We start from the raw sequence: 26,371 nt of genomic DNA, 5'->3' as shown, positions 1-26,371 counted from the left end.
ATATTTAAAGTTTAATTGCTAAATTTGCAAAAATTTAAAATATGATTTCAACTGACATAGCCATTATTGGCGCCGGCCCCGTAGGTTTATTCGCGATTTTTGAAGCAGGATTATTAAAGATGCGTTGTCATTTAATCGATTATTTACCCCAAGTGGGCGGCCAGTTGTCTGAAATCTACCCTAAGAAGCCTATTTACGATATTCCTGGTTATCCAAGCGTATTAGCCCAAGAGCTGATCGATAATTTGGTAGAACAAGCCAAACCCTTTCATCCCGGCTTTACTTTAGGCGAGCGTATCGAAGGCCTTGAAAAACGTGGCGAAGCCGATTTCGTGCTCACCACCAATATGGGAACCATTATTGAGGCCAAAGTAGTAGTTATTGCCGGTGGCCTAGGTTGCTTTGAGCCCCGCAAGCCTGCAGTTGCCGGTTTAGAGCAATTTGAAAATGGAAGAGGCGTAAATTACATGATCCTGGATCCTGAAAAATACCGTGGGCAAAAAATGGTGATTGCCGGTGGCGGAGATTCTGCCTTGGATTGGACCATTTTCTTGGCCGATGTGGTATCGGAACTTACGTTGGTACACCGTAGCGAAAGCTTCCGCGGTGCACCTGATTCGGTAAACAAGGTGATGGAATTAGCTGAAAGTGGCAAAATCAACCTCGTACTCAATAGCAATTTAAATGCAGTTAACGGAAACGGCAAGCTCGAAAGTGTAGAGGTGATCCATAATCGAACCATGGAAACTACCACTTACGAAGCCGACCACCTCATTCCGCTATTCGGATTAAGCCCTAAATTAGGCCCTATAGAGCAATGGAACCTCAACATCAGTAAAAGCGCCATTGAAGTAAATACAGACGACTACAGCACAAATATCCCAGGCATTTACGCCATTGGCGATATTAATACATATACTAACAAATTAAAGTTAATTTTGTGCGGATTCCATGAGGCAGCCTTGATGAGCCACAGCGCCTATCAATACATCAATCCTGGAGTTAAATACACCATGAAATATACGACCGTAAACGGAGTTAGCGAATTTTAAGCATGGAAACAAACGATATCTCTATACAAGTTGAGGACCGTCAAGGCAACATTGCCACTTTAACAGCTCCTACCGACATGGGCTTAAGCCTGATGGAATTTTTAAAGGCCAGCGAATACGACATTCTGGCTACTTGTGGCGGCATGGCGCTTTGTGCCACCTGCTGCGTAGATGTACTGGAAGGCGAAGAAAAGCTAAACGAAATGACAGACGATGAGTATGCCATGTTAGACACCTTGCCTGACTTGCTACCCAACTCTAGGCTAGCTTGCCAATTACAGCTAAGTCCGGCTATGGACGGTTTAAAGGTCAGGTTGCACGCTGAGCAATAAGCGCACAATACTTACAACCTAAAAAGCCACAAGATCTATCTTGTGGCTTTTCTTTTTTATTTGCCTACAAATAGGCAATAAAAAAGGCGCTTCGTTATGAAGCGCCTTTTCGTTATTCAGGCTTAATTATCTTGCACCTGAGTATTTGTAGGTCTCGTCAACAGTATACCTACCTGCACCAGCTTTCCATTTGGCATTCAATGTACCTGCGCCACCTGAGAACACCATGGTGTTTCCAGTTACGTCAAGTACAGCACCACCTTGGAATGCACCACCAGTTTGGGTAGTAATTGTTAGCAATTTGTCTGTAGCTGTATCGAATTTGAAGCGTAAGCTACCACCATTCAAATAGGCATCATCAGAAATCCTATTGAAAATGTAATAGTTACCGCCAAAATCTCTGTTGTACACGTTAACAGTTTGGGCATCAATTGTTCTGAACTCAACCTCGGTTGGGTAGAAGCCACGATAAACACCGTTGGCATCAGTTAACGAACCCGTTACTTTGTATACGCCATCATATTTGTTCTTAGCACCGATAGCCAAAATGATGGTACCGAAGTTAGAGCTGATATTAGCACCCGTAGCCGACTTGATCCTTACCGCTAAACCATAAGTTTTGGTAAAATCGAACGACTGTGGGCTAAATGTAAATGAAACGGTAGTAAAGAACGTTCCCTTAGCAATAGTTGCTGATGGTGTGTTCAAAGTATACAATGAAGTAGGCATAATCGTTAAGCTAGACGACTGTTGTGTATTATAAGCCGTTACAGCAGCATCATAGATATCAAATGTTAATGGGATATCTTGAGGTGCGCCTGTAGCTCCAGTATAAGCAACTGTAACGCTATAGGTTACGCTTGCTGCATCTAAACCAAATGATTTAGGAAACATTGGGTAAACAGCGCCTGAAGGCGAACCAATAGCCACAGGGTTCCTAAATTCAACCACAGATGGCGAATTATCAGCCTGGATCACTTCTTTATCATCCTTTAAACAAGACGATAAAGAAAACACCGCTACTGATAAAATTAATAGACTAAAATATTTTTTCATGATTATTTTCATTTAATTAATGTTAATTCAAATCCCAGAAGATTCTATCAGTAAACGGACCTACTGCAGGTACATTAGCTGAGTTTAGTGAATATTCAGATGAAGGATAAATAGATCTTACCGGTAATTTATCAGCACGGGTTGATACAGATTTGGTTGAAGCAAAGCTCAAGGTCGGGTCGCTAGAACCAGGTACGATTTTTGGATAAGAAGTTCTTCTGAACTCAGCAAAACCTTCATCGCAAGTCACAAAGTTCAATGCAATCCATTTTTGGGTAATGATGGCTTCTTTTTTCTGCTCAACAGTACCAGCAGTTGGGAAGTTAACCAAAGCATTGCCTGGGTTTGCGGCTTGATAAGCAGCTCTGTCGGTCGGACCATTTGTGCCTGGGGCATTAGTTGGACCTTCAGCCAGGTAAACAAAAGATTTCTCGATACCCAAGTTGAACAAGGTTTCGGCATTAGCAGCAGAAACACCACCAACACCTACTACAGCAGCTTCGGCCTGAATGAAATAACTCTCAGCTGCCAACATCAATGGCATACCGGCGTTAATTCCTTTCATGATACCTGTACTGGTCGCATTTTGTCCTGTTGAAGTTCCTGTGAACCATGCAGAACCCGCAGGAGCTCTGTCGATCGGCTCGGCATCCACACCCAATTGGTTTTTCTTTACACTTGGGAAACCTTGATACATTAATTTTCCTCTGGTGTTATCAGTAATTTTAACGCCATTGTAGAATGATAAGGCAAAAGGTGTTGGCAATTGTTGTGCACCTAAACCACCAGCACCACCAGTTACAGTCCAAGCAAAGTTGGTGAACCAAGTGTTCGCTTTACCAGAAATAGCACCAAATCCAGGGTTAACAATGGCATCATCGGTTAAGAAAGCACCAGTTAAGGTTTTTCCTGTAGCCCAAGCATCATTTACGGTTCCTTTTGATTTAACTAGGATTTTTAATCTCAAAGTATTTGCAAATGCTCTCCATTTAGCCATCTCAAGTGCATTTGAGAATGAACTGGTTGGGAAGAAGCTGTTTGTACCAAACAATACATCAACAGTATTTGTACCTGAAGTTGCAATCGGTTTTGCACCAACAACGTTTGCATCGATACCGCCAATGGCAACAGTTAAGTCATCATAAATAGCTTTATAGATATCTGCATCTTTATCATACTTAGGCGTAACATTCGAAGCGCCTTTTAAGGCCTCAGAATATGGTACATTTCCATATTGGTCAACTAATTTCAAGAAGATATAAGACTTCATGATTCGCGCTACAGCATTGAAATTAACTGTTACATCTGAGATAGAAGTATTGTTAATGATATACTGATAATCGTTCGCATTGTCATAAACCGAAGTCCATAGACCATTGTTGTCGCCTGTACCGTAGTTGTAGGTCCAAACCACACCAAAACCGCCTACACCACCGCCGTTAGCCTGATAGCCTGCTTGCCAAGCACCAGTATTGTTATAAGTTGTGGTTAGGAATGCTGTTGATACTAGTGCTTGCGGTAATACCAAATCTGGGGTATTCGTGGTTGGTGTATTTGGATTGTCATTGATATCCAAATATTTCTTACAGGAAGAAGCTGAAACAACCAAAGCACCTATAATAAATAAACTAAATATTTTTCTCATCGTATGTCGATATTAGAATGTTAATGATAATGTTGCACCATAGTAACGAGTTGGAGGAGTTTGGCTCAAGGTATTGATACCAATTGCGTTGCCACCAAGCGTATAATCTGGGTCTGTGTATAAGTTAGATTTAGGTACAAACAAGAACAAGTTACGTCCTTGCGCACTGATCGTTGCACCTTTCACGTATTTCAAACCTTTCAACAATGATTTTGGCATATCCCATGACAAGCTAATCTCACGGATTTTCCAGAATGCACCACTGTTTACATAGTTTTCAGTTACGTTCATGTTCATACTGCCGTCAGTCCAGAAACCTGCACCACCATCTCTAACTGTTACACTGGTGTTAGCTACGATTTGACCAGTAACTGGATCTTTGTAAGACGAGTTAGGGAATACGAAACGTTGACGGTTAAAGGTTACTGATCTTGCAGATGAACCAGAGAAGTCGAAACCACTAGCTCCACTGTTGAAGATTACATAACCACCACGATACTCAGCAACAGCCGCTAAGCGGAATTGTTTGTATCTGATAGACGTGTTTAAACCTAAGATATGTTTAGGGTTGGTATTGCCAATTCTTTGCAAATCTGTGTTTGCACTTGGATAACCAGTAACTGGATCTACAAGAACTCTACCTTGCGCATCTCTTTTATAAGTAGCGCCATATAATACAGGGAATAAATCGTTCTCAGCCGCATATACTTGACCAGTACCGCCAGTAGATAGACCCAAACGTTTTTGGTCTAAGCTGATTGATAATACTTTGTTGCTGTTATAAGTATAGTTACCACCAACGGTTACTTCTAAACCGTAGTTAGTTCTAACTGGAGTAACGCTCAAAGTAGTCTCGATACCTTCGTTAGATACATCACCAGTATTGATCAAGAAAGAAGTATAACCTGTAGAGTTAGAAATATTTACAGGAACGATCTGATCGCTGGTTTTAGTTTTGTAATAAGTTACGCTGGTAGAAATACGGTTGTTCCAGAAATCTGCATCAAAACCACCTTCGAAACCTTTAGTGATCTCTGGGGTTAAGTTTAAGGATACGATACGGTTATCTAAACCAAAGCCTGGGTTAGAACCATATGGATAACCAGATTGTTGGCTAAACGTAGGAACCAATGAATAAGCACCTAAGTTTACGTTACCTACTTTAGATACACCAGCACGGATTTTCAAGTTGTTCAAATAATTATCGCTTTTGATAGAAGGGAAAAACTCTGTAGCGATAAACGATAAGTTAGCAGATGGATAGAATACCGATCTGTTTGCTTTTGACAAAGTAGAATACCAGTCGTTACGACCTGTTAATTGTAAGTACAAATAGTTTTTGTAACCAAATTGTACGTTACCAAAAATTGCTTGTTGGTGAACAGTAGAGTTGCTCTCTGAACCACTTGGCTGAGCCTCAGAACGGTTACCAATGTTATAGATACCTGGTACTACCAAGCTGCTTGCCGAAACACCAATGCTTTTGCCTTTGTTGTTTCTTAAACTCACACCTGCTGTAGCCGTAACCGATAGGTCGGTAAAGAAAGTTTTATTGAATTGAGCCAATAACTCAGAGGTCAACTGCGTGCTATAGCTTTGGCCATCAGAAACGCTACCCAGTCTGTCGTTCTTTTTCACGCCGCTGGTGCCGATTGATTTGGTATAAGCACTTAATGCATATTTAGCACTGTAATCTTTGTTAGAAGCATTTTGAGTAGTGATACCTACACGGTAAATGAAGTTCAATTCTTTGATTGGATTCCATTTAACCTGGCTATTTGCAATGAAATAATCGTTACGAACGTTCGAACGGTTAGTTTCTAAAGTAAAATAAGGGTTGTTATAGTACTCGTTGTAGTAACCATCAGGGCTTGCAAATGGATCTGTTTGCCAGTTTTTGTATGAGGTTAGCATAACTTGTCCAGGTGTTTGCAAAATCTGATCGTAAATAGATGCAGTTTGGCTGGTAATATCATACCTGTTTTGTACATAGTTGGTATTGAACTCAACGGTTACTTTGTTGCCAAGATCGCGGGTACCATTAAAACGAGCAGAGAAACGGTTATACTTATCTTCAGGTGTAGTACCGTTTACGGTTACATACTGACCAGCTGCATAGGTAGTTGATTTCTCATCACCTGATGAAACTGCAAAATCTGTTTGATTGGTGATACCAGTATCCCAGAATTTGTATTTTGAATCATTGTAGGTATAAGGTACGGTTTGGATTCTGCCATCAACCAATGGTTTACCAATTTGCACCATGCTGCCGTCAAAAGCAGGACCGTATTGCTGGTTCTCATAAGGCGTATAAATCTGAACGTCAGGAGCTGAACCAGAACCGAATTGCTTTTGCATTTTAGGATAGAAACTTACTTGCTCAAAGCTGGTTGTGTTACTTACTTTGATGTTAGATTCGCCTCTTTTACCTTTTTTGGTTGTGATGATCAACGCACCGTTTGAAGCATCTGAACCATAAAGAGCGGCCGCACCAGCACCATTCAACACTTGCATGTCCTCAATATCCTCAGGGTTTAAGTTACCTAAGATAGAGTTTGGAACAATGTTATTATCAACTACAACCAAAGCCTGGTTATTACCCAATAACGAACGGTTACCCCTTAATACTAAACGTACGGTTGGGTTAACACCGCTACTTACAGTATTGATCTGTAAACCGGCAACCTTACCATTCAAAGCTGTTGCAACGTTGGTTGCTTTGGCTTGGGTAAGTTCTTGAGCTTTTAAAGTTGTAGAAGTATAACCTTGCTCACGACGTTTAACTGTCAAACCTCCAGCGGTTACTACCACCTGATCTAAGGTTTTAGAGTCTAAGGTTAGAGAAACGTTAACAGAATTGTTAGCAGGAATAGCTACCTCTTGAGTGTTGTAGCCTAGGTAAGAAATTAGCAAAGTTTTGCCATTTGTAGGCACCTTTAGCGTAAACTTACCATCAACTCCTGTTGTTGCACCTACAGCAGGGGCCTCTTTAACTTTTACGGAAGCGCCCGGAATCGGCAATCCGTCATCACTTGATTTAATGGTACCTGTTACTGTACGTTCTTGGGCGAACGAAGCAACAGCCATTGTACACAAGATGAATAAACTTAGTACAAGTTTTTTCATAAATTAATAAAATTTAGGTTAGTTAATAGTTAATTAATCCCTAAATATGAGTAAAAGTATAGGGGAATCAAAATTTTGAAATGTTAAAGTGATAATCAAATTTTGCAAATACCTGATTGTCAGCTGTTTAAAATTTAACACTTTTTAACACTATTTAGGTGATATTGACACATTTGCCTCGAAAAGCCAAAATACAAACTAAACATTAAGGTTAGAATACACGCACAGAATTGCTTAATTCTCTGTAGACGAGGTTTTTACTGGACTGCCTATTGTTTTATAGCTTCCATCGCCTTTGAGGATGGCAAATAGCTGGGCCTGATTGCCAAACAACGTTTTTGCCTGTGCCATCTCCTTGTCATATTGAAAAGCCTGTTCTATTTTGCCTTTTTCAAAGTAGTAACGACTAATGATCTGCGTTTCGAGTACGCGCTTGATTTCTGCCTTATGGGTAATCAGATCTGTTTTCTTGGCGGCCAACAATTTGGTTTTCAGTTCGTCGAGGTCTGTTTTTACTGCAACAGATTTGTTTTCCTTTTCTGCTTCGGTACGCAAATCGTTGATCAGCTGTTCTGTTTTAGAAATATAGCTATAATCTTTTGAGGCCAGCGAGTTTACAAACTGGTTGTAATCAGCATCGCTAATCTGGAAGGTTTTCACATTGGGCACCGTTTTATTTGCCTTTTTATAACTATTGGCATAATCAAAGAACAGGTTCTTGCTCACCAAGGAAATAGTAATCGGACTGTATTTGACCGGCGCCACAAAAACATCGGGATATACGCCGTTGCCATTATATACTGTACGGCCCGCTTTGGTATCGAAAGCTTTCATTACTGAATCGGCAAATTTTTCGGCTATTCCATTCTGGTCTTTATGTGCATAATCCAAGGCTTGGATGCATCTGCCGGATGGTGTATAATACTTAGCTACCGTAACTTTGACCAAGCTGTTGTAAGGCAGGTTGAATGTTTGCTGCACCAGGCCTTTGCCAAAGCTGCGCTGGCCAACAACAATTGCCCGGTCCAAGTCCTGCAAAGCGCCGGCTACGATTTCAGAGGCTGAAGCAGAACCATTATTGACCAGCACAATAAGCGGTAGATTTGGAGCGATAGGCTCGCTGACGGTTTTATAAGCGACTGTTTTTTCTGGATTTCTTCCCTTTTGGGTAACCACCAGCACGTCTTTGCCTACAAAAAGGTTTACAATCTTAACAGCTTCCTGCAATATGCCTCCGCCATTGTTCCTTAAATCGAGGATCAGGCCTTTAGGCTTTTCCTTATTGATATTTTCGAGGGCATCTTTTACCTCCTGCCCCGAATTTTCCAAAAACTTGTCTAGGCGGATATAGCCGATCTGTCCGTCGAGCATGCCCGAATAGGAAACATTGGGTTGTTTGATTTCTTCACGGGTTAAAGTTTTGTTGAGTACTGTACCTTCCCTGATAATCACCAGGCTTACTGCCGAGCCTTTGGGGCCGCGCATCAACTGGCTAACCTGGTTGCGGTCTTTGCCTTGAACCTCTACATTATTGATCCTGGTAATCTGGTCGCCCGGCCTGATGTCTTGTTTGTAGGCAGGATTGTTTTCGCTGATTTCGTTTACATACAGCTTGCCCTCAATGTTTAAGGTGCCGATACCGATGCCACCGTATTGCGTACTTACATATTTGAGCTTATAATCTTCGATTTCCGATTCGGGAATGTACTCCGTATAGGGATCCAATCCGCCCAGCATGGCATCGATGCCGTTGCGCATCAAATCAGCAGGATTGGTTTCTTCTACATAGTTGATGTTGATTTCCTTGTACAGCGAAGCAAAAATATCGAGGTTCTTAGAAACCAAGAACAAGTCTTCCCGGAAAGCCATCGTTAACGAGGCCAACAACACAACCAACAACAGAATATATACCCTAGTTTTCTTCATCTACCAATGTGAAATAAAGGTAAACTTACAAAAAAGCAGAGGAAATTAAAAACGATGCTATAACCGGTTGCCGTTGGGATCGGCCAAGGCTTTGCGGATTGTAAATTCGATATAGCTTTTGTCTCTGTTAACCAATTGCATGAGTTGCTGCACCAGTTGGTCTTCCTGTCCTGGCACAAACGCAAGATCGGCTTGCGCCAATTCGCGGTACTTCCTCAAAAATTTGATTTTAACTTTTTGCCAGGTTTCGGGAGTAAGGGTAAAGCTTGCCATTGGATAATACTTTGGAATGCAAAAGTATTAAATATTTATGAATACACGCAAGTAATTGTTAAGGCTGGCCCAGCAATGTTTGTTAATTAAAAATTAACAAAATCGACCCTGTTTAAAATGTCAAAAAACTGAACATCAATAGTTTAGATATTTTAGTAAATTTAAGCAGGTAACTAATCCCTCACTAAAATTTAATTATTATGAAAAAACTATTTCTCAGTTTGGCAGCAGTATTCGCATTTTTTGCATTGAGTTCTTTTAAAGGCCAATTTACCACAGGCTCTGTTTATCTCGAAATAAGCTCTTTTTCGGGGCACGGCGGTTCGGCAACCATCCAAAATACCGACACCAACGTTTATTATGACATTACCGCCGTAGATACACAAGGTTCTACAGATGTGCCTTATGGCAATTACATTGTGGTTTCGGCAGGCACGCCTTGCAGTCCGCCTTTCATCCATCAGGTAACTACTTCTACTGGCTCGATGACTTTTGTAATCGATGCAGACACTCCGGGCTTTACCATTATGGCCAACTGCTATTGATCTTAAGCGCTTACAAAAAAAAGCCACTCTATTGGAGTGGCTTTTTTTTGTAAGGAACAACAGGGTTATTACCTATTAGGTGTATTATCTATAAAAGGCCTATTGGTTGCCGAACCCGTATAAGGCAGGGTTATATCCCCTCTTAAACTGAAAGAGTAGGTGTTCGACTTGATTACACTCACGGCTGTTCTGACTACAACATTGGTAGTAGGTGCACTTGGATAGCGCAAAATCAGGTCGTAAACACCCGTTGGAATCCTGAAAAACGCAGATGCGCTCTTATACGAAACACTCGGGGCTACAACGGTTTCTATGCCGGTTGTGGTATTCTTCATGATAAAAGTGAAGGCGTTGGCATTGTAGCAGGCATGTACAAAGCGTACATACGCCGCAGAGCTGTCGATAGCCGGCAAAGCATCTTCCACCACAAACACATCAGTGGTTTTAGTCGTGGTGTTATACAAGCCCGAAGTATACAGCGAATAGTTTTTGCCATCGGCCAAGGTAGAGCTGATCGAAGCAATCACCTGATCTGGATCTACCGTAGAAGTGCTTGGGCGTTTCGCCTTCAGGTCGTAGGTACCTGGCGTAATAATGGCATAGGCATTGGTAGCTGGATATACCGCTGCAAAGGCTACGCCTGTAGTAGCACTTTCTGTACCCGTAGTTGAAGAAGCCGCCGAAACCTTGGTATTATTGGCATAAAAGTTAACCACCGGACTATTTAAACCAAAATTGAAGAATTTGATCTGCGCGCCGCTTATAGGACTCGAAATGTCCTGCACAGCATTCTTCTTACAAGAATAAATTATGGTGGATAGCAGAAGTACTGCTATTAATATATAGTTTCTTTTCATAATCTAATTATTGAGGAATTGTTACCCACATTTCTTTAGTTTGATAATCTGTAGCCAAGCCTCCAATCGCGTTTAGTCCGTTTCTGTTCCAAACATATTCTGAATTGTATCTCGGACGCATCCTTTGTACCACTTTGGTGTTGTTTTCTGAGAACAAAACCAAAGGCACTGCAAAACCTGTAAACACTTGGTTACCGGTGGCCGGATCAATATCGGTATAATGATACCTCCTCAAATCCATCCATTGCTCAACATGGCCCCAAGCCCATTGTGCAATATACTTCTGGCACATGATCTGCGAAAGCGTAAGACTGCTTGGCAGTGCCGGAACAATTGCAGTTGACGAAAGATAGGCTGTTTTTTCGGCTGCGCTGATCTGTGTTGGCGTTTGCCCATCGTCGGTGTTACGTGCATTTACAAAATCGATATGCGCCGAAATGCCATTTTTATAGGCATTCAAGGCCGTAGTCTTATCTCCTTTTTTGTAGGCGGCTTCTGCTTTAACAAACTGCAGCTGCGCATAAGTCATGATCGGGAACTTGTTTTTACGCGCAAACAAATATCTTGCCGGCGTGGTGGTAGTGGCGTTGGCCAAAGCCTGTGTAGTATACCCCCAAAGGTTGAGCGGTTGTTGCGAGGCTGTTAAGGCTCCTGTACCGAAAGTTGGCTCCAGGCCTCTGTAAACGCCATCGGGTGCTGGTGCCAACATCCTGCTCATGCGAGGATCAACCACGCCACCATACTGGGTACCATCCATCAGGGCTACAATAAACTTGGTTTGCCTTAAGCTACCAATATTATTTCGGGTTGCCGAAAGAAAGTTGGCATCGTCATTTGCACTACCGGCATACGGGATCAAGGCATCATCTGCATTGCTTACAAACGAAGCATCAACAGCGGCAATGACATCATCGGGTTTATACAAAGCCGATTTGTTAGAAAGCTGGTTCAAGGTCATGGCTTTTAAACCATTCGCGAACTTAATCCATTGCGCTCTTTTGCCTTTGTATACGAAGTCGGTTTTGCCCAGGTAGCCTTCGTTTACGCCACCATCGGTTCTGTTCAGGTTAACAATAGCCGCATTGATCAGCCTGAGTGTTTCTTGGTAGGCAAAATCCTGTGTATCATAATCGAACGAAGTTCTGCTGGCATCAATGGCTTCCTTAATAATAATTTCGCCATTGCAGTTGGTGGCTGTTAGCCAGCCCCAGGCCTTTAAGATCTGAGCTACGCCCAACAAATCCCAACGTTGTTCTTTTTCGGCCTTGTTGGTCATATCAACCAAGTTTTGGCCAAAATCGTAGTACGTTGTTTTCCAGATCTGTCCGCCTTGGTCTGGCGAACTACCGCCTTGGTTATGCCCCATTTTCTCCCAAAGGTCGCCCGATGAAACAGAAGCAAAGTTTTGGGTATAACGGCCTATATAGATACCGTCGTATTGAGGTGCAGTAGCCATCCAATGCAACATTGGCGACAAATAAAGGTTGGCTTCTACCACCTGTGGCGCATTTGGATTGGTATTGACATCCAAAAACTTCTTACATCCGCTAAGAACAATAAGACCAGCCACTGTAAATGTTATGAATAATTTTTTCATGTTTTAATGCTCTCCTAATTATAAACCAATTTTAACACCGAAGTTGATACCTATAGGAATAGGGAAGTTACCATAATCGATACCTGAAGCTCCAGATCCACCTACCGCTGCAGTGTTACCATTTACTACCGGATCTAAACCAGAGTAGTTGGTAATCAGGAACAAGTCTGTACCGGTAACAAAAACGCTTGCGTTTTTAACAAACTTCTGCTTGCTCAACAAAGTTTGTGGCAGCCTATATTGCAGGGTTACGTCTTTTAAACGAACCCAGTTGATGTTTTTCTCAATGAACAGCTCTTCACTCATACCGCTATAATAACTGTTTTGATAGAAAGGTGTTACCACAATGTTGTTTTTGGTTGGATTGGCCGTATTTTCTTTTCCATCCTGCAATACACCATTTACGATCCTAGGATTCAATCGGTCTAGGGTCATCATGCTCAAGCCTTTTTGGGTCAAGTAATGTTGTGTGGCATTTAGCACATCGCCACCTTTTCTCATGTCTAACAAGAAAGACAAAGAGAAGTTTTTGTAGGTAAAGGTATTGGTTATACCGATAGAAAAATCTGGCTGTCTGTCGTATCCTTTTCCAGGGCCCTGAATAAAGATAGAAGACCTTACCGGCAAACCGGTTGCAGGGTTAATCAAAATATCGCCATTGTTGTTTCTCAAGTAGAAATAACCGGTTAGCGAACGGGTAGAATAGCCAGGCGAGTTACCATTTCTCACGTTGCCATACACCCAGGTATCAGATACGTAAGACTCAGGCAGTGAGTTTGGCAGGGCCAATACCGTACCTTTTGCACTTTCGAAGTTGGTCAATACGTTCCAGCTGAAATCCTTGGTCTTGATTGGCGTACCTCTTACGGTAACCTCGATACCTTCGTTACGGGTTTTGGCACCGTTAAGGTTAAATAACACATAACCTGTTGCATAACTGCCCCTGATATCGTTTACAATCTGGTCTGAAGTTTCTTTGCGGTAAACCGTAAAGTCTAAGCCCAAACGATCGTTAAAAAAGGCCAATTCGGTACCCAGCTCGTAAGAACTTGCAAACTCTGGCTTCAAATCCAAGTTAGGGCCGGTAAAGCCATAACCAAAACCGCCGCCCACCGTAGTTTTGCTCTCTAGCGAAGGCACATAAGAATAAGGCCTGGCATCTTTACCTACATTGGCAAAGGCGGCCCTGATTTTACCAGAAGTAAAAATCTTGCTCAAGCCATCTTTAAATGCCGGCACATCAGTAAACACAAAACTTGCCGATACCGAAGGATAGAAGAATGAGTTAGCCCCGATCGGAATGGTAGAAGTCCAGTCGTTCCTGCCAGTTGCGGTTAAATAAAGGTAGTTTTTATAATTTAAGGTCGCTCTTCCGAACAAACTGAACAATCTTCGTTGCGTGATTGTCGATTTTGCGTTCCTTAAGGTTGGCGTAGTATTGTTGATAGACACGAAATTCGGATCTAAAAAGCCTTCGCCATATTGCGAATCGATAGAAGATTTCAAATCTTGAATAGCATTACCCAAGGTAGCGTCGATAGACAAATCGCTGGTGATTTTTTGCGAAGTCAGGTTCAACAAGTTTTGGATGTTCACGTTTCGCGTATTATCGTTCGCGATATCCAAAATACCTTGACGGCTAAAGCCCCTAGAGCTCTCTGGATGGCTTAACAAAAGGTTTCTGTTGTTGTACACATCAAAACCGATGTTAGATTTTAAGTTCAGCCATTTTACCGGCGTAACGGTAAACCCGAAGTTAGAAGTGATCCTGTTCTGGATCGAGTTGATTTTATTCTTATTGATATTAAAATAAGGGTTTTCTATTTCGGAGGTCAAATCTGTTGCTGTAGTAAACCTTCTTCTGGTACCTGCTGGCGTAAGGTAATCTTTGGCATTGTCTTCTTGCGGCCAAAGCAACAAACCAATTAGCGGACCGCCCGAGCCTTTAAAAGGCTGGTTATTCACTGCATAAGTATAGTTCATAGAAAGGTCTACTTTTAACCAATCGTTTATTTTGCCATTGGTTGAACCATTTAAGGTAAAACGCTCATAGTCTGAATTTGGCACTACACCGTTTTGGTCGGTGTAAGAACTCGAGATACGATAGGTTACATCTTGGCTGCCCCCATCAAAAGACAAGTTGTGCTTTTGGGTAAGCGCAGTTTGGAAAAAGCCGTCGATATTGTTGTACAGCACTGTTCCAGGCGCATAAGCCGGACCAAAGTACTGTAGGGTACCTGCACTGGCTACGCCACCAGTGCCCAGACCATAAACGCCTTGGATTTCTGGTTGGCTGCTGGTTTTTTCGATACGGAAACTGTTGCTATAGTTAATTGAACCTTTGCCTGCCTTACCTCTTTTGGTCGTAATAACGATGGCCCCGTTGGCGGCATCGATACCATAAAGCGCGGCGGCCTCAGGGCCTTTCAATACCACTAAGCTCTCAATGTCTTCAGGGTTGATATCGGCAGCACGGTTGGTAAAATCGACACCTCTATTAGAAAATGCCGTGTTCGAGCTGTTATCCGAATAGAAAGCCGAAGTATTCAGCGTTTTGTTGTCGATTGGCAAACCATCTACCACAAATAGCGGCTGGTTGCTGCCACTGATCGAGCTCACACCCCTGATGGTAATCGAGGTTGATGCGCCGGGTACGCCCGAAGAGCTGGTTACCTCTACCCCGGCAATCCTGCCTTGCAGGGCATTGATAAAGTTCTCTCTTTGGGTATTGGCCAAATCCTGGCCTTTTACCTCCTGTTGTGCGGTACCTAGAGATTTTCTAGACACCTTTTGTCCCAAAGCTGTTACCACAACTTCGTTAAGTGATTTAGAATCTGGAACTAAAGCTACGTTGATTACAGTGCTTGAGCCCACTGTTTTTTCTTGGGTTGTTAAGCCCAAATAGATGAATTGAAGTACATCTCCTTGTTTGGTTTTGATCGAGTACATCCCCGCCGGACTAGTCTGCACGGCTGTTTCTGTTCCTTTGATCTTTACCGTAGCACCCGGAATAGGCAGGTTATCCTCTGTAGAGGTCACCTTTCCCGTAACCGTTATTTGCTGAGCCATTACTTGAATAGCCAACAAAAACGTGCCCAAAAACAGCATGAGTAGTTTTTTTTTCATAAACGCCAATTTGGTTAATAATTTAAGTTTTGTTGTTGTTTTTTATCTTGCCGAAAACACGCAGTAACACGCAAAATAACAATTGTCAAGTAAATATGATAAATGTTTTTCAGTAAAAAAAGAAAACAAGTAACTATTTTGATAAGGTTCTGCAAACTATTATTGCACAAACCAGCAAAAACCCGCAGGATATTTTTATTTTCATATATTTATATCTTTACTAGTCCAAACAGCAAAAACCTATGTTAAAAAAAGAGAGACACGATTTCATCATGCGCCAGATCAACCTGCATAACAGGGTGCTCACGTCAGACTTGGTACAACTGCTCAATGTTTCTGAAGACACCATCAGGAGAGACCTACAGGAAATGTCAGACGACAACCTGCTGTATAAGGTGCATGGCGGCGCGCTTTCCAAATCGTACCACTCTTCTTTTGACGACAGTACCGTTTACGCCAAAGAAGCCAAAATAGCCATCGCCAAGAAAACAATTTCGCTTATTAAAGATGGCATGGTGGTGCTTACCGGTGGCGGAACTACCATTATAGAGCTGGTCAAGCAGTTGCCGGAGAGCCTTCAGGCCACTTTTTTTACCATTAGTCCGCTGGTAGCTGTAGAACTGGCCAAATATGCCCGCATCGAAGTCATCCTGATTGGCGGGCTCTTTTCCAAAAATTCGCAAATTACCTATGGCGGGCACGTCATCAATCAGCTTTCCGAGATTAACGCCGACCTGTGCCTGATGGGAACCAGTGCGCTACATCCACTAGATGGCCTTACCGATACCGATTGGGAAATCAACCAGTTGAAAAAAACAATGCTCAGCTGTTCCAGGAAATCGGCCGTACTGTGCATTTCCGAAAAACTGAATATTTCTTTAAGGCTAAAGGTGGCTTCTTTAGAAAATATAGACTATTTGGTTACCGAACTCGAAGCGAAAGATGCACAATTGGCCAATTATACGGCCAAATCGCTACAGATTCTATAACCTTTAGGCGGGCAGGCAGATTTTGCCCATGCACACCGAGGGTACGCCTTCGCGAGGCCCGAAATTGATCGGTTCTCCGGCAAGGGTTTCGTTGGCCAGCAAGGCAAACAACACGGCTTCCTTGGCATCTGGATGAATGCCCAACTCATCGGTGGTGCCAAAACGCACTTCTGGCAAAGCTTCTTTTAAGAGCTCCACCAATAAAGGATTGTGCAGCCCTCCCCCGCTCATGATGATACGTAGACCTTGCACCGAACCTGTTGTTTTTTTTACCGCCTGTACAATTCCTTGGGCCGAAAAATGGCAAAGCGTAGCCAATACATCTTCGTGGGACAAACCTGAAGTATTGCTTTGCGCCTGGGCCTTTAATAGGTAAGCCATGCTGAACAACTCTGGGCCTGTGGTTTTGGGGAAATCGGCATCGAAAAACTTATTGTCGAGCAAAGCTTCCAGAAGTTTTTTATCTGCTTTGCCACTTTTGGCAATGGCCGCATCCTGATCGTAATACAAGCCCGGATAATGCCGCTGTATGTATTGGTCCATCAGCGTATTGCCTGGGCCAACATCGGTAGAAAACACTTTGCCGGCATCCTTATCGCCTGGCAGATAGGTAAAATTGGCAATGCCGCCAATGTTCAGCATGAGCCTGTCTTCGCCTGTTGCCGAAAAAATCAAGTAGTCGCCATATACAGCCAGGGGCGCACCTTCGCCACCGGCAGCCAAGTGTTTTTGCCTAAAATCGGCAAGGGTAATGATGCCTGTTTTAACGGCAATATGATCGCCATCCCCTATTTGCAAAGTGGCATTCGGATAGCCCGCTTGCCCATGCAGCGATTGGGGTGCATGAAAAATAGTCTGCCCATGACTGGCAATGGCATCTACCGCTTCGGGTTTTACTCCCCATTGGCATAATGCTTCCAAAACCATTTCGGCATGCCTGAGGCCCACCAGCTCATTAAGCAGGCATACCTTTTCCAAATCGGCATCTTTTCTGGAAAAAACGCTTTTGATGTCGGCCTTAAACGCATCGGTATAAGGCAAAGTGATAAAATGAAGCACCTCGACTGCTGCTTGCCGGCCGCTGCCGCTGCACAGGCAAAGCGCAATGTCGAGGCCATCGAGCGAAGTACCCGACATGAGGCCAATGATTTTGCGTTCTTGTTGCTGGGCAATCTGATAAAGGCGGGCAAGCTGTGGATTCATGGCATTAAATTTCGATAAAGGTAAATAGCGCAAACGTATTCGCAGTAAATTTTGTCACGCTTTTTAAAAATACTCTATATATTTACTGCTCCGTTCACTAAACAACACAGATTAATGGCAAGATTAAATCTTTTAGAAGAAACGAGGTTCGAAAAACTACCTGTTACCGTATTCAAAACCCCGAAAGAAGCATCCTTAAACGTAGCCAATCGCATTGCGAACATCATTAAGGAAAAACAAAAAAACAACTTACCGGCCGTTCTGGGCCTGGCTACCGGCGCTACGCCAATTGGCGTTTATGCCGAACTGGTGCGCCTGCATAAAGAAGAAGGTTTGAGCTTTAAAAATGTAATTACCTTCAATTTGGACGAGTATTACCCGATGCAACCCAATGCCGCGCAGAGCTATGTAACCTTTATGAACGAAAACCTGTTCGATCATATCGATATCGAAAAGAAAAACGTACATATTCCGGATGGCACCCTGAAACTGGAAGAAATTCCGGCGTTCTGTTTAGATTACGAACGAAAAATCGGAGAATTGGGCGGTTTGGATATCCAGATTTTAGGTATTGGACGTACGGGCCACATCGGTTTTAATGAGCCGGGATCGGCGCCAAACTCTGGAACACGCCTGGTTACCTTAGACGATTTGACCCGCAGAGATGCAGCCAGAGACTTTGGCGGCAAATCTTTTGTGCCAACCAAAGCCATTACCATGGGTATCGGCACCATTTTTAAGGCTCGTGAGATTGTACTCATGGCCTGGAACAAGAAAAAAGCACCCATCATTAAAAAAGCCGTAGAGGGCGAAATGTCGAGTGATGTACCGGCTACCTACCTGCAGCTTTCTGATAACGTAGAGTTTATTTTAGACGAAGATGCCGCCTGCCTATTGACGCGTTTTGACACGCCTTGGCTGGTAAAAGACTGTGTATGGACAGAAGAACTAACCAGAAAAGCGGTGATCTGGCTGGCCAATACCTTGGGCAAACCGGTACTTAAACTCACCGAAGACGACTTCAACAACAACGGCATGGCCCAACTGGCCCTAGAAAAAGGTCCGGTTTACAACATCAACATCCATATTTTCAACAAGCTGCAACATACCATTACCGGATGGCCGGGAGGAAAACCTAACGCCGACGATAGCCAAAGGCCAGAAAGGGCCGAACCTGCCAAAAAAAGGGTGGTTATTTTCTCGCCGCATCCTGACGATGACGTGATTTCGATGGGCGGTACGTTTATCCGCTTGGTTGATCAGCACCACGATGTGCACGTAGCCTACCAAACTTCGGGCAATACAGCCGTTTGGGACGACGATGTGCTGCGCTTTATGGAGTTCAACATCGATTTTGCCGAAAGAATGGGTATCGATCAGCCGGAAATGAAAGAGGTTTACGACAAAATGCGCAAGTTTATTGAGCAAAAACAGCCCAACCAAATCGATACGCCAGAAATACAAAGCGTAAAAGGCCTGATCAGAAAAGGCGAAGCCATTGCAGGCGCCCGTTATTGCGGCTTGGAAGACGACCATATCCATTTCATGGCCTTGCCTTTTTACGAAAGCGGCAAAAACCAAAAGAACCCGGTTACCGAAGCCGATGTGATTTTGACCATGGAGCTGTTGCAGAAAATAAAGCCTCACCAGGTTTTTGCAGCCGGTGATTTTGAAGACCCGCACGGTACGCATATTGTTTGCTTCAACATTATACTCGAAGCTTTAAGGCGTTTGCAAAAAACCGAGGCATGGGTAAAAGACTGCTGGTTGTGGATGTACCGTGGTGCTTGGCTTGAATTTGAAACCTACGAAATTGAAATGGCCGTGCCATTGAGCCCGCAAGAAGTGGAGCGCAAGAAATTTGCCATCTTTAAGCACCAGTCGCAAAAAGACAGGGCCGTGTTTCCGGGCGACGATGCCAGGGAGTTTTGGCAAAGGGCCGAAGACAGAAACAGGGAAACAGCCAAAGCTTATGATAGTTTAGGCCTTGCCGATTACGAAGCCATGGAAGCTTTTGTAAGGTATAAGTTCTAGAAACCATACTTGCGAAGTTTTAAAAACTTCGCAAGCCTAACATCCGAAGAGTTATTTGCTACCGGCATCTAAAACTTCGGATGTTTTTTTTTGGAATTTATCTATATTAGTTCTCAATCTCCTTATTTATAAATTTCAAAAAATGGAAACCAAACCCCAGCGGCTATTGTCGCTCGATTTTTTTCGTGGCCTTACCGTAGCCACCATGATTTTAGTGAACAATCCCGGCGACTGGGGGCATATTTATGCGCCGCTAGAGCATGCCGAATGGAACGGCTGTACGCCAACCGACCTGGTATTTCCTTTTTTTCTTTTTATTGTAGGGGTTTCTATCGCCTATGCCATGGGCAGCAAGAAAACCGATCCCAAAAGCCACGGACAACTCCTCAAAAAGGCCTTCAGACGGATGCTCACCCTTTTTGCACTGGGCTTTATCCTGGCTATTTTCCCCAGGAATTTCCAAGATTTTAACCTGGTCGAATCGTTAAAGCATGTGCGCATACCAGGCGTATTGCAACGCATTTCGGTTGTTTTCTTTATTTCGACCCTAATTTTCCTCAAGCAATCGGAAAAAAGCATTTTCAGGACCATTATTTTGATCCTTGTTGCCTATTGGGCGTTGATGATGTTTGTACCGGTTCCTGATTTTGGACCTGCCAATCTGGAAAAAGAAACCAACTTGGGCGCTTGGTTAGACCGCACGCTGTTAACCGAAGCACATTTGTGGAAATCGGCTAAGACCTGGGATCCAGAAGGCATTTTGAGTACTTTGCCAGCCGTTGGCACCTGTTTGTTTGGAGTATTGGTTGGTGTTTACCTGAAACGCAAAGATGTTGAAGCGGCAACTAAAGTGGCTTGGTTATTCGCTACCGGCTTATTGTGCGTAATGGCCGGGTTGCTTTGGGACCTTGAGTTTCCGATCAACAAATCGCTCTGGACAAGCTCTTATGTATTGTATACCGGCGGATTGGCCACCATTGGCCTGGCGCTATCCTACTGGATTATAGACATTAACCAATACAACCGCTTTACCAAGCCTTTTGTGGTTTATGGGGTAAATGCCATAACGGTATTTTTCTTAACCGGATTAACACCGCGCTTGTTCAACATGATCAAAATCGATATGGCCGACGGCTCCAAACTAGGCGCATTGAGCTGGTTTTATCAAAAATTCTTTCCTCCCTATTTTTCGCCAATCAATGCTTCCTTGGCTTATGCAATTGTTTTCATCCTATTCTGGTATGTTATCCTTTGGATCATGTACAAGAAGAATATTATCATTAAGGTGTAACTATTAAAGCCCAAACGCTACTAATGTAATAAACGCGTTACTTGACTAAATTTATAAAACAAGCCATGAAAAACCACCATCAGATTCTGACATGGGGGCTGGTAGCCTTGCTATTTGCCCAGCCAGCAATTGCCCAGCAAAAAGCACCGGCCAAAAAACCAGCGACAGCCAAAACCGTACAAAAGGCTTCAACAGGCGCCTTGATCCCCAACGACCCCAATGTAAAAATTGGCAAGTTGCCTAACGGATTAACCTATTACATCCGTAAAAATACCGAACCTAAAAAAAGAGCCGAACTTTACCTGGCCAACAAAATAGGTTCGCTCATGGAAAACGACGACCAACAGGGTTTGGCGCATTTTACCGAACACATGGCCTTTAACGGCACCAAGGATTTTCCAAAAAACGAAATCATCAATTACCTGCAAAAGGCAGGCGTTCGTTTTGGTGCCGATTTGAATGCTTATACTGGCTTTAACCAAACCGTTTACCAATTACCAATTCCAACAGACAGCATCGAGGTTTTCAAAACCGGCTTCAAAATCTTGGCCAACTGGGCCGGAAAAGTAAGCATGAACGGTGCCGACATCGACAGCGAAAGGGGCGTTATTATTGAAGAAGATCGCCAACGTGGCAAAAATGCGCAACAAAGGATCAGCAACCAGCTGTTGCCTTTTCTGTTGGCCAACTCGCGCTATGAAAAACGCATCCCGATTGGTAAGGTTGATATTTTGAACAACTTTACCCACGATAAAATCCGTTCTTTCTACGCCGATTGGTACAGGCCAAACCTTCAAGCCGTTATTGCTGTAGGCGATTTCGATGTAAACGAAGTAGAAAACCTGATCAAAGCCAATTTTTCTGACCTCAGCAATCCTAAAAATGCCAAACCAAGGCTCAATTACGATTTGCCAGACAATGTACAGCCCTTGGTCAAAATCGTTACCGACAAAGAGCAGCCTTACAACGTAGCCCAGGTTATTTATAAACACCACGAAGGCCCTACAAAAACGACCGCAGATTTCAAAAACGACCTGATCCAAAGCATGATCAATAACATGCTGGGGGCCCGTTTGCAGGAAATTACCCAAAAAGGCAATGCACCTTTCTTGTTTGCGCAAAGCAACTACGCTCCTTACCAAGGAGGCCTGGTTTGGGGCATCAGCGCACTTCAAACCATCGCAGTAGCTAAAACCGCTGGCGGATTGGCAGATGCCCTGAGCGCCGCCTTGGCAGAGAACGAACGCATGGCCAAATTCGGCTTCACCAACAGCGAGTTCGAAACCGTAAAGAAAAAAGTAGAAGCAGGCATAGAAAAGCAGTACAAGGAAAAAGACAAAACCAAATCGGCGGTTTATGTAAACCAATACCTGGAAAATTTCCTGGTTGGCGCCAGCATGCCATCGGCCGATTATAATTATAATGAAACCAAAAAAATACTTCAAAGCCTAACCTTGGCAGAAGTTAATGCCATGGCCAAAAGCCTGGTTACCCAAACCAATCAGGTAATCGTGGTACAGGCTCCAGAAAAAGAGGCCAAAGACCTCCCAACCGAGGCTCAATTGCTCGCCGTGCTTAAAAATGCGGGCAACAACGTAAAACCTTATGTAGACAATGCGGTAAACAAACCGCTTTTGGCCACTAAGCCAGCTGCAGGCAAAATTGTAAGCGAAAGCAAAAACGACAAAGTGGGCGTTACCAGCCTAACCTTAAGCAACGGCGTAAAAGTGGTGCTTAAACCTACCGATTTTAAAAACGACCAGGTTATTTTCTACTCCTTCGCCAAAGGTGGCTCGTCGCTGGCCAGCAATAGCGATTATCAGTCGGCCGAAAACGCCAACCTTATTGCACAAAGCGGCGTAGGCGAGTTTAACCCTACCCAGCTCACCAAATACCTGGCTGGCAAGGCGGTATCGGCCAGTGCCTACATCAATTCAGAATACCAAGGATTTTCGGGTAGCAGCACACCTAAGGACCTCGAAACCGCATTCCAGCTGATTTATGCCTATGCCACCAATCCGCGCAAAGACGTTGAAATATTCAATAAGAACATCAGCGATTTTAAGGTAATTACAGCCAACAAAAACAGTAGCCCAACCAGCGTATACGCAGATACCGTACAAGCGGTAATGTCCAATTACAACAAGAGGGGGATGCCAACTACGCTGCAAGACATCGACAACATCTCGCTTGACAAGGCCTTTGCCTTTTACAAAGATCGTTTTGCCGATGCAAGCGGACAAACCTTTGTTTTTGTCGGGAATTTTGACGTTGAAAAAATAAAGCCCTTTCTTACGACTTATTTGGCCAGCCTGCCAGCATTGAACAGGAACGAAAACTTTGTGGACCTTGGCCTTAATCCGCCAAAAGGCAAAGTAAGCAAAACCGTATACAAAGGCCTGGAAGACAAAGCCACCGTACAATTGTATTTCCATGGCGATTACGATTATAATGCTGATAACAACACACAGTTAGAAGCCTTAAAAAGTGCCTTGGAAATCAAAATCCTAGAGCGTTTGCGCGAAAAGGAAAGCGGTGTTTACAGTCCGGGCGTACAGCTCAGCGTAGAAAAATACCCTTCAGCGCATTATTATTTCACCATCTCTTTCAACTGTGCCAAGGCTAATGTAGACAAGCTGATCAATGCTGCGCTAGACGAGGTGAACTCGTTCAGGCAAAATGGCGCTACCGAAGAGGATATCAAAAAATTCAAATCGGAAGAACTAAGGCAAGAAGAATTGAGCCTCAGGGAAAACGGTTTCTGGCTAAGCTACCTGGCTAACCGCCTCAAATATGGCGAAAGCCTTGAGCAGGTATTGAGCGACAAAGACCGCGTAAACAGCGTAACCGTAGCCAGCACCAAAACTTCGGCGCAAAAATACCTCAGTGGCGATAATTATATCCGCCTGGTATTGGTTCCAGAGAAATAATCGTAAAATTACAAGGGGTGTATAGTTTCAGGCCATACACCCCTTTTCTTTTTGGCCATGAACAGCACACTACATATTTTAAACGGCGATGCTACCCGGCACATTTTTGAGCAAACAGCCTTAAAAGGCGATGTTGTGGTCTGGCGCGAAATTTTATCCGAAGGACCTGTTTCAACAACCGATCTCTGGCCAACCCGGGCCAAATGGATCAGTGAAACTTATGGCGAAACAACCACTGCCTACCAACAAAAAGTACTTGCCGAAATAGAGAAGTTAAACCATCTTGGCCAGTACAACGAACTTGTGCTTTGGTTCGAGTACGATTTGCTTTGCCAAATCAACCTGAGCTGTATTTTAAACATCCTCCATCAATCGGCCAAACAATTGCCCGGCATCTACCTGATCTGTCCAGACCATTTCGACGGCATGCCTAATTTTAAAGGCCTGGGCGAGCTTAACCCGCAACAGCTGGCTAGTTTATGGGCCAGCCGGATCAAATTGCACCAAAGCGATCTGGCCCTTGCCAGCGAGGCTTGGCAATTCTATGTAGAAAATAACCCTGAACAACTCGAAGCCTTCCTTAATCGTGATTTTGGCCAATTGCCTTTGCTCAGAAAAGCACTGCAGGCACACTTGCTACGTTTTCCACAAACACCCGATGGTCTCAACCACATCGAAAAAACACTGCTCGAAATCATTGATTCGGGTACACACAGCAAACCCGCAATCTATCAGGCCTTTGGAGAAAGGGAACCCATTTATGGGCTCACCGATTTACAGTTAGGCCACATCTTAAACCAATTGCAAAGCAAAGGCAAGATGACGGCAACCCTAACATCTTAATTACTTGGCTTGTATGCCAACCGGTCCGCTTGGCTCGCTTTCGTTCTTTAAACGATCCAGTGCCGTGACCAAATAATTGTAGCGTTTACCCTTTTCCACATTGGTATCCAGGTAAAAAGTAAAATCTTCAAAACTAATATGCACGATGTTTTTGGCATCCAAAATGGAGATTTTCTCGCCTTCTTCAAAGCGGTACACCACGTAGCCCGATGCCGTTTCGCCATCTTTGGCCTTTAAAGGCTTCGTCCATTTCAGGCTTACGCCCTCCGCTTCGGCTTCGGCAGTCAGGTTTTGTGGCTGGTTAGGCATCACATCGTCTAGCCAAGGCATTTGTGGTGGCAGGGCCGGATATTTGTACAAATCGTTGCGCAACGAATCGGCAACCGCCCGAGCTACAGTAGAAAGCGATTTGGAACTGAAAAATACGCTGCCTTGCACGCGGTTGTTGGCCCTGATGTATCTGATCTGGTTAGGAATTTCGCTGAGCTTGCCCCAGGCAGCTTCCTGCCTCGAAGGCATGCCGTGCACCAGATAGGCCGCCTGCCCAATGTAGAGGTGCCTGCCATAAGTATTATTGCTCCACCAATCGAGCAGCACGCCAAAAGGTGCCGCCTGACGGCTAAACGTAAAGTAAATCTGCGGATTGATATAATCTACCCAGCCCTCTTTAATCCATTTCCTCGAATCGGCATAAAGCTCTCCGTAATTGGAAAGGCCATTGGTTTTAGAGCCTAACGTATCTTCTCGGTAGTTGCGCCAAATGCCAAAGGGGCTTACGCCAAACTTTACGTATTTTTTATAATGATGCACGCTGTCGTTCACCATTTTAATCAGCAGGTCTACATTGTTTCTGCGCCAATCGTCTATATTGGTAAATCCGTTCGGGTATTTGGCAAAAGTTGCACTGTCTTTAATGGTTTGTCCGGCAATGCGGTAGGGATAAAAATAATCGTCGAAATGTACGCCATCAATATCGTACTCTTTAACTACGTCTAAAATTACCTGCGTAATATAGTCCCGCACTTCGGGCAATCCCGGGTCGAACAGCTTCTGGCCGCCGTAGGTATAGAACAGCTCGGGCCGTTTTCGGGTAATGTGTTCCGGACTGGTTACTGCATTGGCACTCATGGTAGCACGATAGGGATTAAACCAGGCGTGCAGTTCCATGCCCCTTAAATGAGCCTCTTTAATGGCAAATGCTAAGGGGTCATAGTCTTGCGTAGGCGCCAATCCCTGCTTGCCCATCAGCCAGTGGCTCCACAACTCGCGCGATTTTGCATAAAGTGCATCTGCCGTAGGCCTGATCTGCAACATTATCGCATTAATTCCGTTCTTTTTATGTTGCTCCAGAATACCTATCAGCTCTTGCTTTTGCTGATCAACGGAAAGGCCTGGCTTTGAGGGCCAGTCGATATTGGTTACGGTAGCTACCCACACACCCCTAAACTCTCGTTTTGGAGTAATTTTTGTGGTAGTTTGCGCTGTTAGGGAAAATGAGGTTACTAATGAAAGTAAAAGTGCAATAAAAGGGCTTTTATTCATTATT

General features: G+C 43.8%; 18 protein-coding genes. 8 read left to right on the top strand and 10 right to left on the bottom strand.

Features of this window, described 5'->3' with window-relative positions; all coding sequences use genetic code 11:
- Window positions 1-41: 41 nt before the first annotated feature.
- Both AC6H1S_RS00760 and AC6H1S_RS00755 read left to right on the top strand, forming a co-directional pair.
- A complete protein-coding gene (locus AC6H1S_RS00760) occupies window positions 42-1,052 on the top strand; it encodes an NAD(P)/FAD-dependent oxidoreductase (RefSeq protein WP_199141843.1) in 1,011 nt (336 codons plus the stop codon).
- A gap of 2 nt (window positions 1,053-1,054) precedes the next feature.
- On the top strand, window positions 1,055-1,384 hold the full coding sequence (locus AC6H1S_RS00755) for a 2Fe-2S iron-sulfur cluster-binding protein (protein WP_199141842.1): 330 nt from the start codon (window positions 1,055-1,057) through the stop codon (window positions 1,382-1,384).
- 126 nt (window positions 1,385-1,510) lie between these two features.
- Here the strand turns inward: AC6H1S_RS00755 and AC6H1S_RS00750 are convergent, their stop codons facing one another.
- The 5 genes from AC6H1S_RS00750 to AC6H1S_RS00730 all read right to left on the bottom strand — a co-directional run bounded on the left by AC6H1S_RS00750 (window position 1,511) and on the right by AC6H1S_RS00730 (window position 9,410).
- A complete protein-coding gene (locus AC6H1S_RS00750; RefSeq protein WP_497564776.1) occupies window positions 1,511-2,440 on the bottom strand; it encodes a DUF1735 domain-containing protein in 930 nt (309 codons plus the stop codon).
- 22 nt (window positions 2,441-2,462) lie between these two features.
- Window positions 2,463-4,085, bottom strand: coding sequence for a SusD/RagB family nutrient-binding outer membrane lipoprotein (locus tag AC6H1S_RS00745; protein WP_497564775.1), 1,623 nt, complete (start codon window positions 4,083-4,085; stop codon window positions 2,463-2,465).
- Window positions 4,086-4,097: 12 nt separating this feature from the next.
- Entirely contained in the window at window positions 4,098-7,211 is a 3,114-nt protein-coding gene (locus tag AC6H1S_RS00740; protein ID WP_497564774.1) for a SusC/RagA family TonB-linked outer membrane protein, read from the bottom strand.
- A gap of 234 nt (window positions 7,212-7,445) precedes the next feature.
- On the bottom strand, window positions 7,446-9,137 hold the full coding sequence (locus AC6H1S_RS00735; RefSeq protein ID WP_497564773.1) for a S41 family peptidase: 1,692 nt from the start codon (window positions 9,135-9,137) through the stop codon (window positions 7,446-7,448).
- A 57-nt stretch (window positions 9,138-9,194) separates the two neighbouring features.
- Window positions 9,195-9,410, bottom strand: a complete 216-nt coding sequence (locus AC6H1S_RS00730; protein ID WP_199138828.1) for a hypothetical protein — start codon at window positions 9,408-9,410, stop codon at window positions 9,195-9,197.
- Window positions 9,411-9,610: 200 nt separating this feature from the next.
- Between AC6H1S_RS00730 and AC6H1S_RS00725 the strand changes: the two genes are divergently transcribed.
- Window positions 9,611-9,955, top strand: coding sequence for a hypothetical protein (locus tag AC6H1S_RS00725; RefSeq protein ID WP_199138833.1), 345 nt, complete (start codon window positions 9,611-9,613; stop codon window positions 9,953-9,955).
- Window positions 9,956-10,023: 68 nt separating this feature from the next.
- Here the strand turns inward: AC6H1S_RS00725 and AC6H1S_RS00720 are convergent, their stop codons facing one another.
- The 3 genes from AC6H1S_RS00720 to AC6H1S_RS00710 are packed head-to-tail and all read right to left on the bottom strand — an operon-like array spanning window position 10,024 to window position 15,535.
- On the bottom strand, window positions 10,024-10,812 hold the full coding sequence (locus AC6H1S_RS00720; RefSeq protein WP_233165764.1) for a DUF4397 domain-containing protein: 789 nt from the start codon (window positions 10,810-10,812) through the stop codon (window positions 10,024-10,026).
- A gap of 7 nt (window positions 10,813-10,819) precedes the next feature.
- A complete protein-coding gene (locus AC6H1S_RS00715) occupies window positions 10,820-12,409 on the bottom strand; it encodes a SusD/RagB family nutrient-binding outer membrane lipoprotein (protein ID WP_199138837.1) in 1,590 nt (529 codons plus the stop codon).
- Window positions 12,410-12,427: 18 nt separating this feature from the next.
- Entirely contained in the window at window positions 12,428-15,535 is a 3,108-nt protein-coding gene (locus tag AC6H1S_RS00710) for a SusC/RagA family TonB-linked outer membrane protein (RefSeq protein ID WP_199138839.1), read from the bottom strand.
- A 242-nt stretch (window positions 15,536-15,777) separates the two neighbouring features.
- On the opposite strand from AC6H1S_RS00710, the gene AC6H1S_RS00705 reads away from it, so the two are divergent.
- Window positions 15,778-16,524 (top strand): DeoR/GlpR family DNA-binding transcription regulator, encoded by a 747-nt coding sequence (locus AC6H1S_RS00705; protein ID WP_199138841.1) that lies wholly within the window; start codon window positions 15,778-15,780, stop codon window positions 16,522-16,524.
- Between the two features lie 3 nt (window positions 16,525-16,527).
- On the opposite strand, the gene AC6H1S_RS00700 is transcribed toward AC6H1S_RS00705, so the two are convergent.
- Window positions 16,528-17,727 carry an anhydro-N-acetylmuramic acid kinase gene (locus AC6H1S_RS00700; RefSeq protein ID WP_497564772.1) on the bottom strand — a complete coding sequence of 400 codons (1,200 nt, stop codon included), beginning with the start codon at window positions 17,725-17,727 and terminating at the stop codon, window positions 16,528-16,530.
- A 114-nt stretch (window positions 17,728-17,841) separates the two neighbouring features.
- On the opposite strand from AC6H1S_RS00700, the gene nagB reads away from it, so the two are divergent.
- The 4 genes from nagB to AC6H1S_RS00680 all read left to right on the top strand — a co-directional run bounded on the left by nagB (window position 17,842) and on the right by AC6H1S_RS00680 (window position 24,825).
- Window positions 17,842-19,761 carry a glucosamine-6-phosphate deaminase gene (nagB, locus tag AC6H1S_RS00695; protein WP_497564771.1) on the top strand — a complete coding sequence of 640 codons (1,920 nt, stop codon included), beginning with the start codon at window positions 17,842-17,844 and terminating at the stop codon, window positions 19,759-19,761.
- Between the two features lie 142 nt (window positions 19,762-19,903).
- Window positions 19,904-21,052, top strand: a complete 1,149-nt coding sequence (locus tag AC6H1S_RS00690) for an acyltransferase family protein (RefSeq protein WP_497564770.1) — start codon at window positions 19,904-19,906, stop codon at window positions 21,050-21,052.
- A 65-nt stretch (window positions 21,053-21,117) separates the two neighbouring features.
- Window positions 21,118-23,982, top strand: coding sequence for a M16 family metallopeptidase (locus tag AC6H1S_RS00685; RefSeq protein WP_497564769.1), 2,865 nt, complete (start codon window positions 21,118-21,120; stop codon window positions 23,980-23,982).
- Between the two features lie 57 nt (window positions 23,983-24,039).
- Window positions 24,040-24,825 (top strand): DUF1835 domain-containing protein, encoded by a 786-nt coding sequence (locus AC6H1S_RS00680; protein WP_497564768.1) that lies wholly within the window; start codon window positions 24,040-24,042, stop codon window positions 24,823-24,825.
- On the opposite strand, the gene AC6H1S_RS00675 is transcribed toward AC6H1S_RS00680, so the two are convergent.
- A complete protein-coding gene (locus AC6H1S_RS00675; protein WP_497564767.1) occupies window positions 24,826-26,367 on the bottom strand; it encodes a glycoside hydrolase family 10-like protein in 1,542 nt (513 codons plus the stop codon).
- Between the last annotated feature and the right edge of the window lie 4 nt (window positions 26,368-26,371).

It is taken from the genome of Pedobacter sp. TM02 (assembly GCF_059705275.1).
The sequence above is the reverse complement of the archived record's forward strand: the minus strand, read 5'-3'. Positions and strand labels throughout refer to the sequence as shown.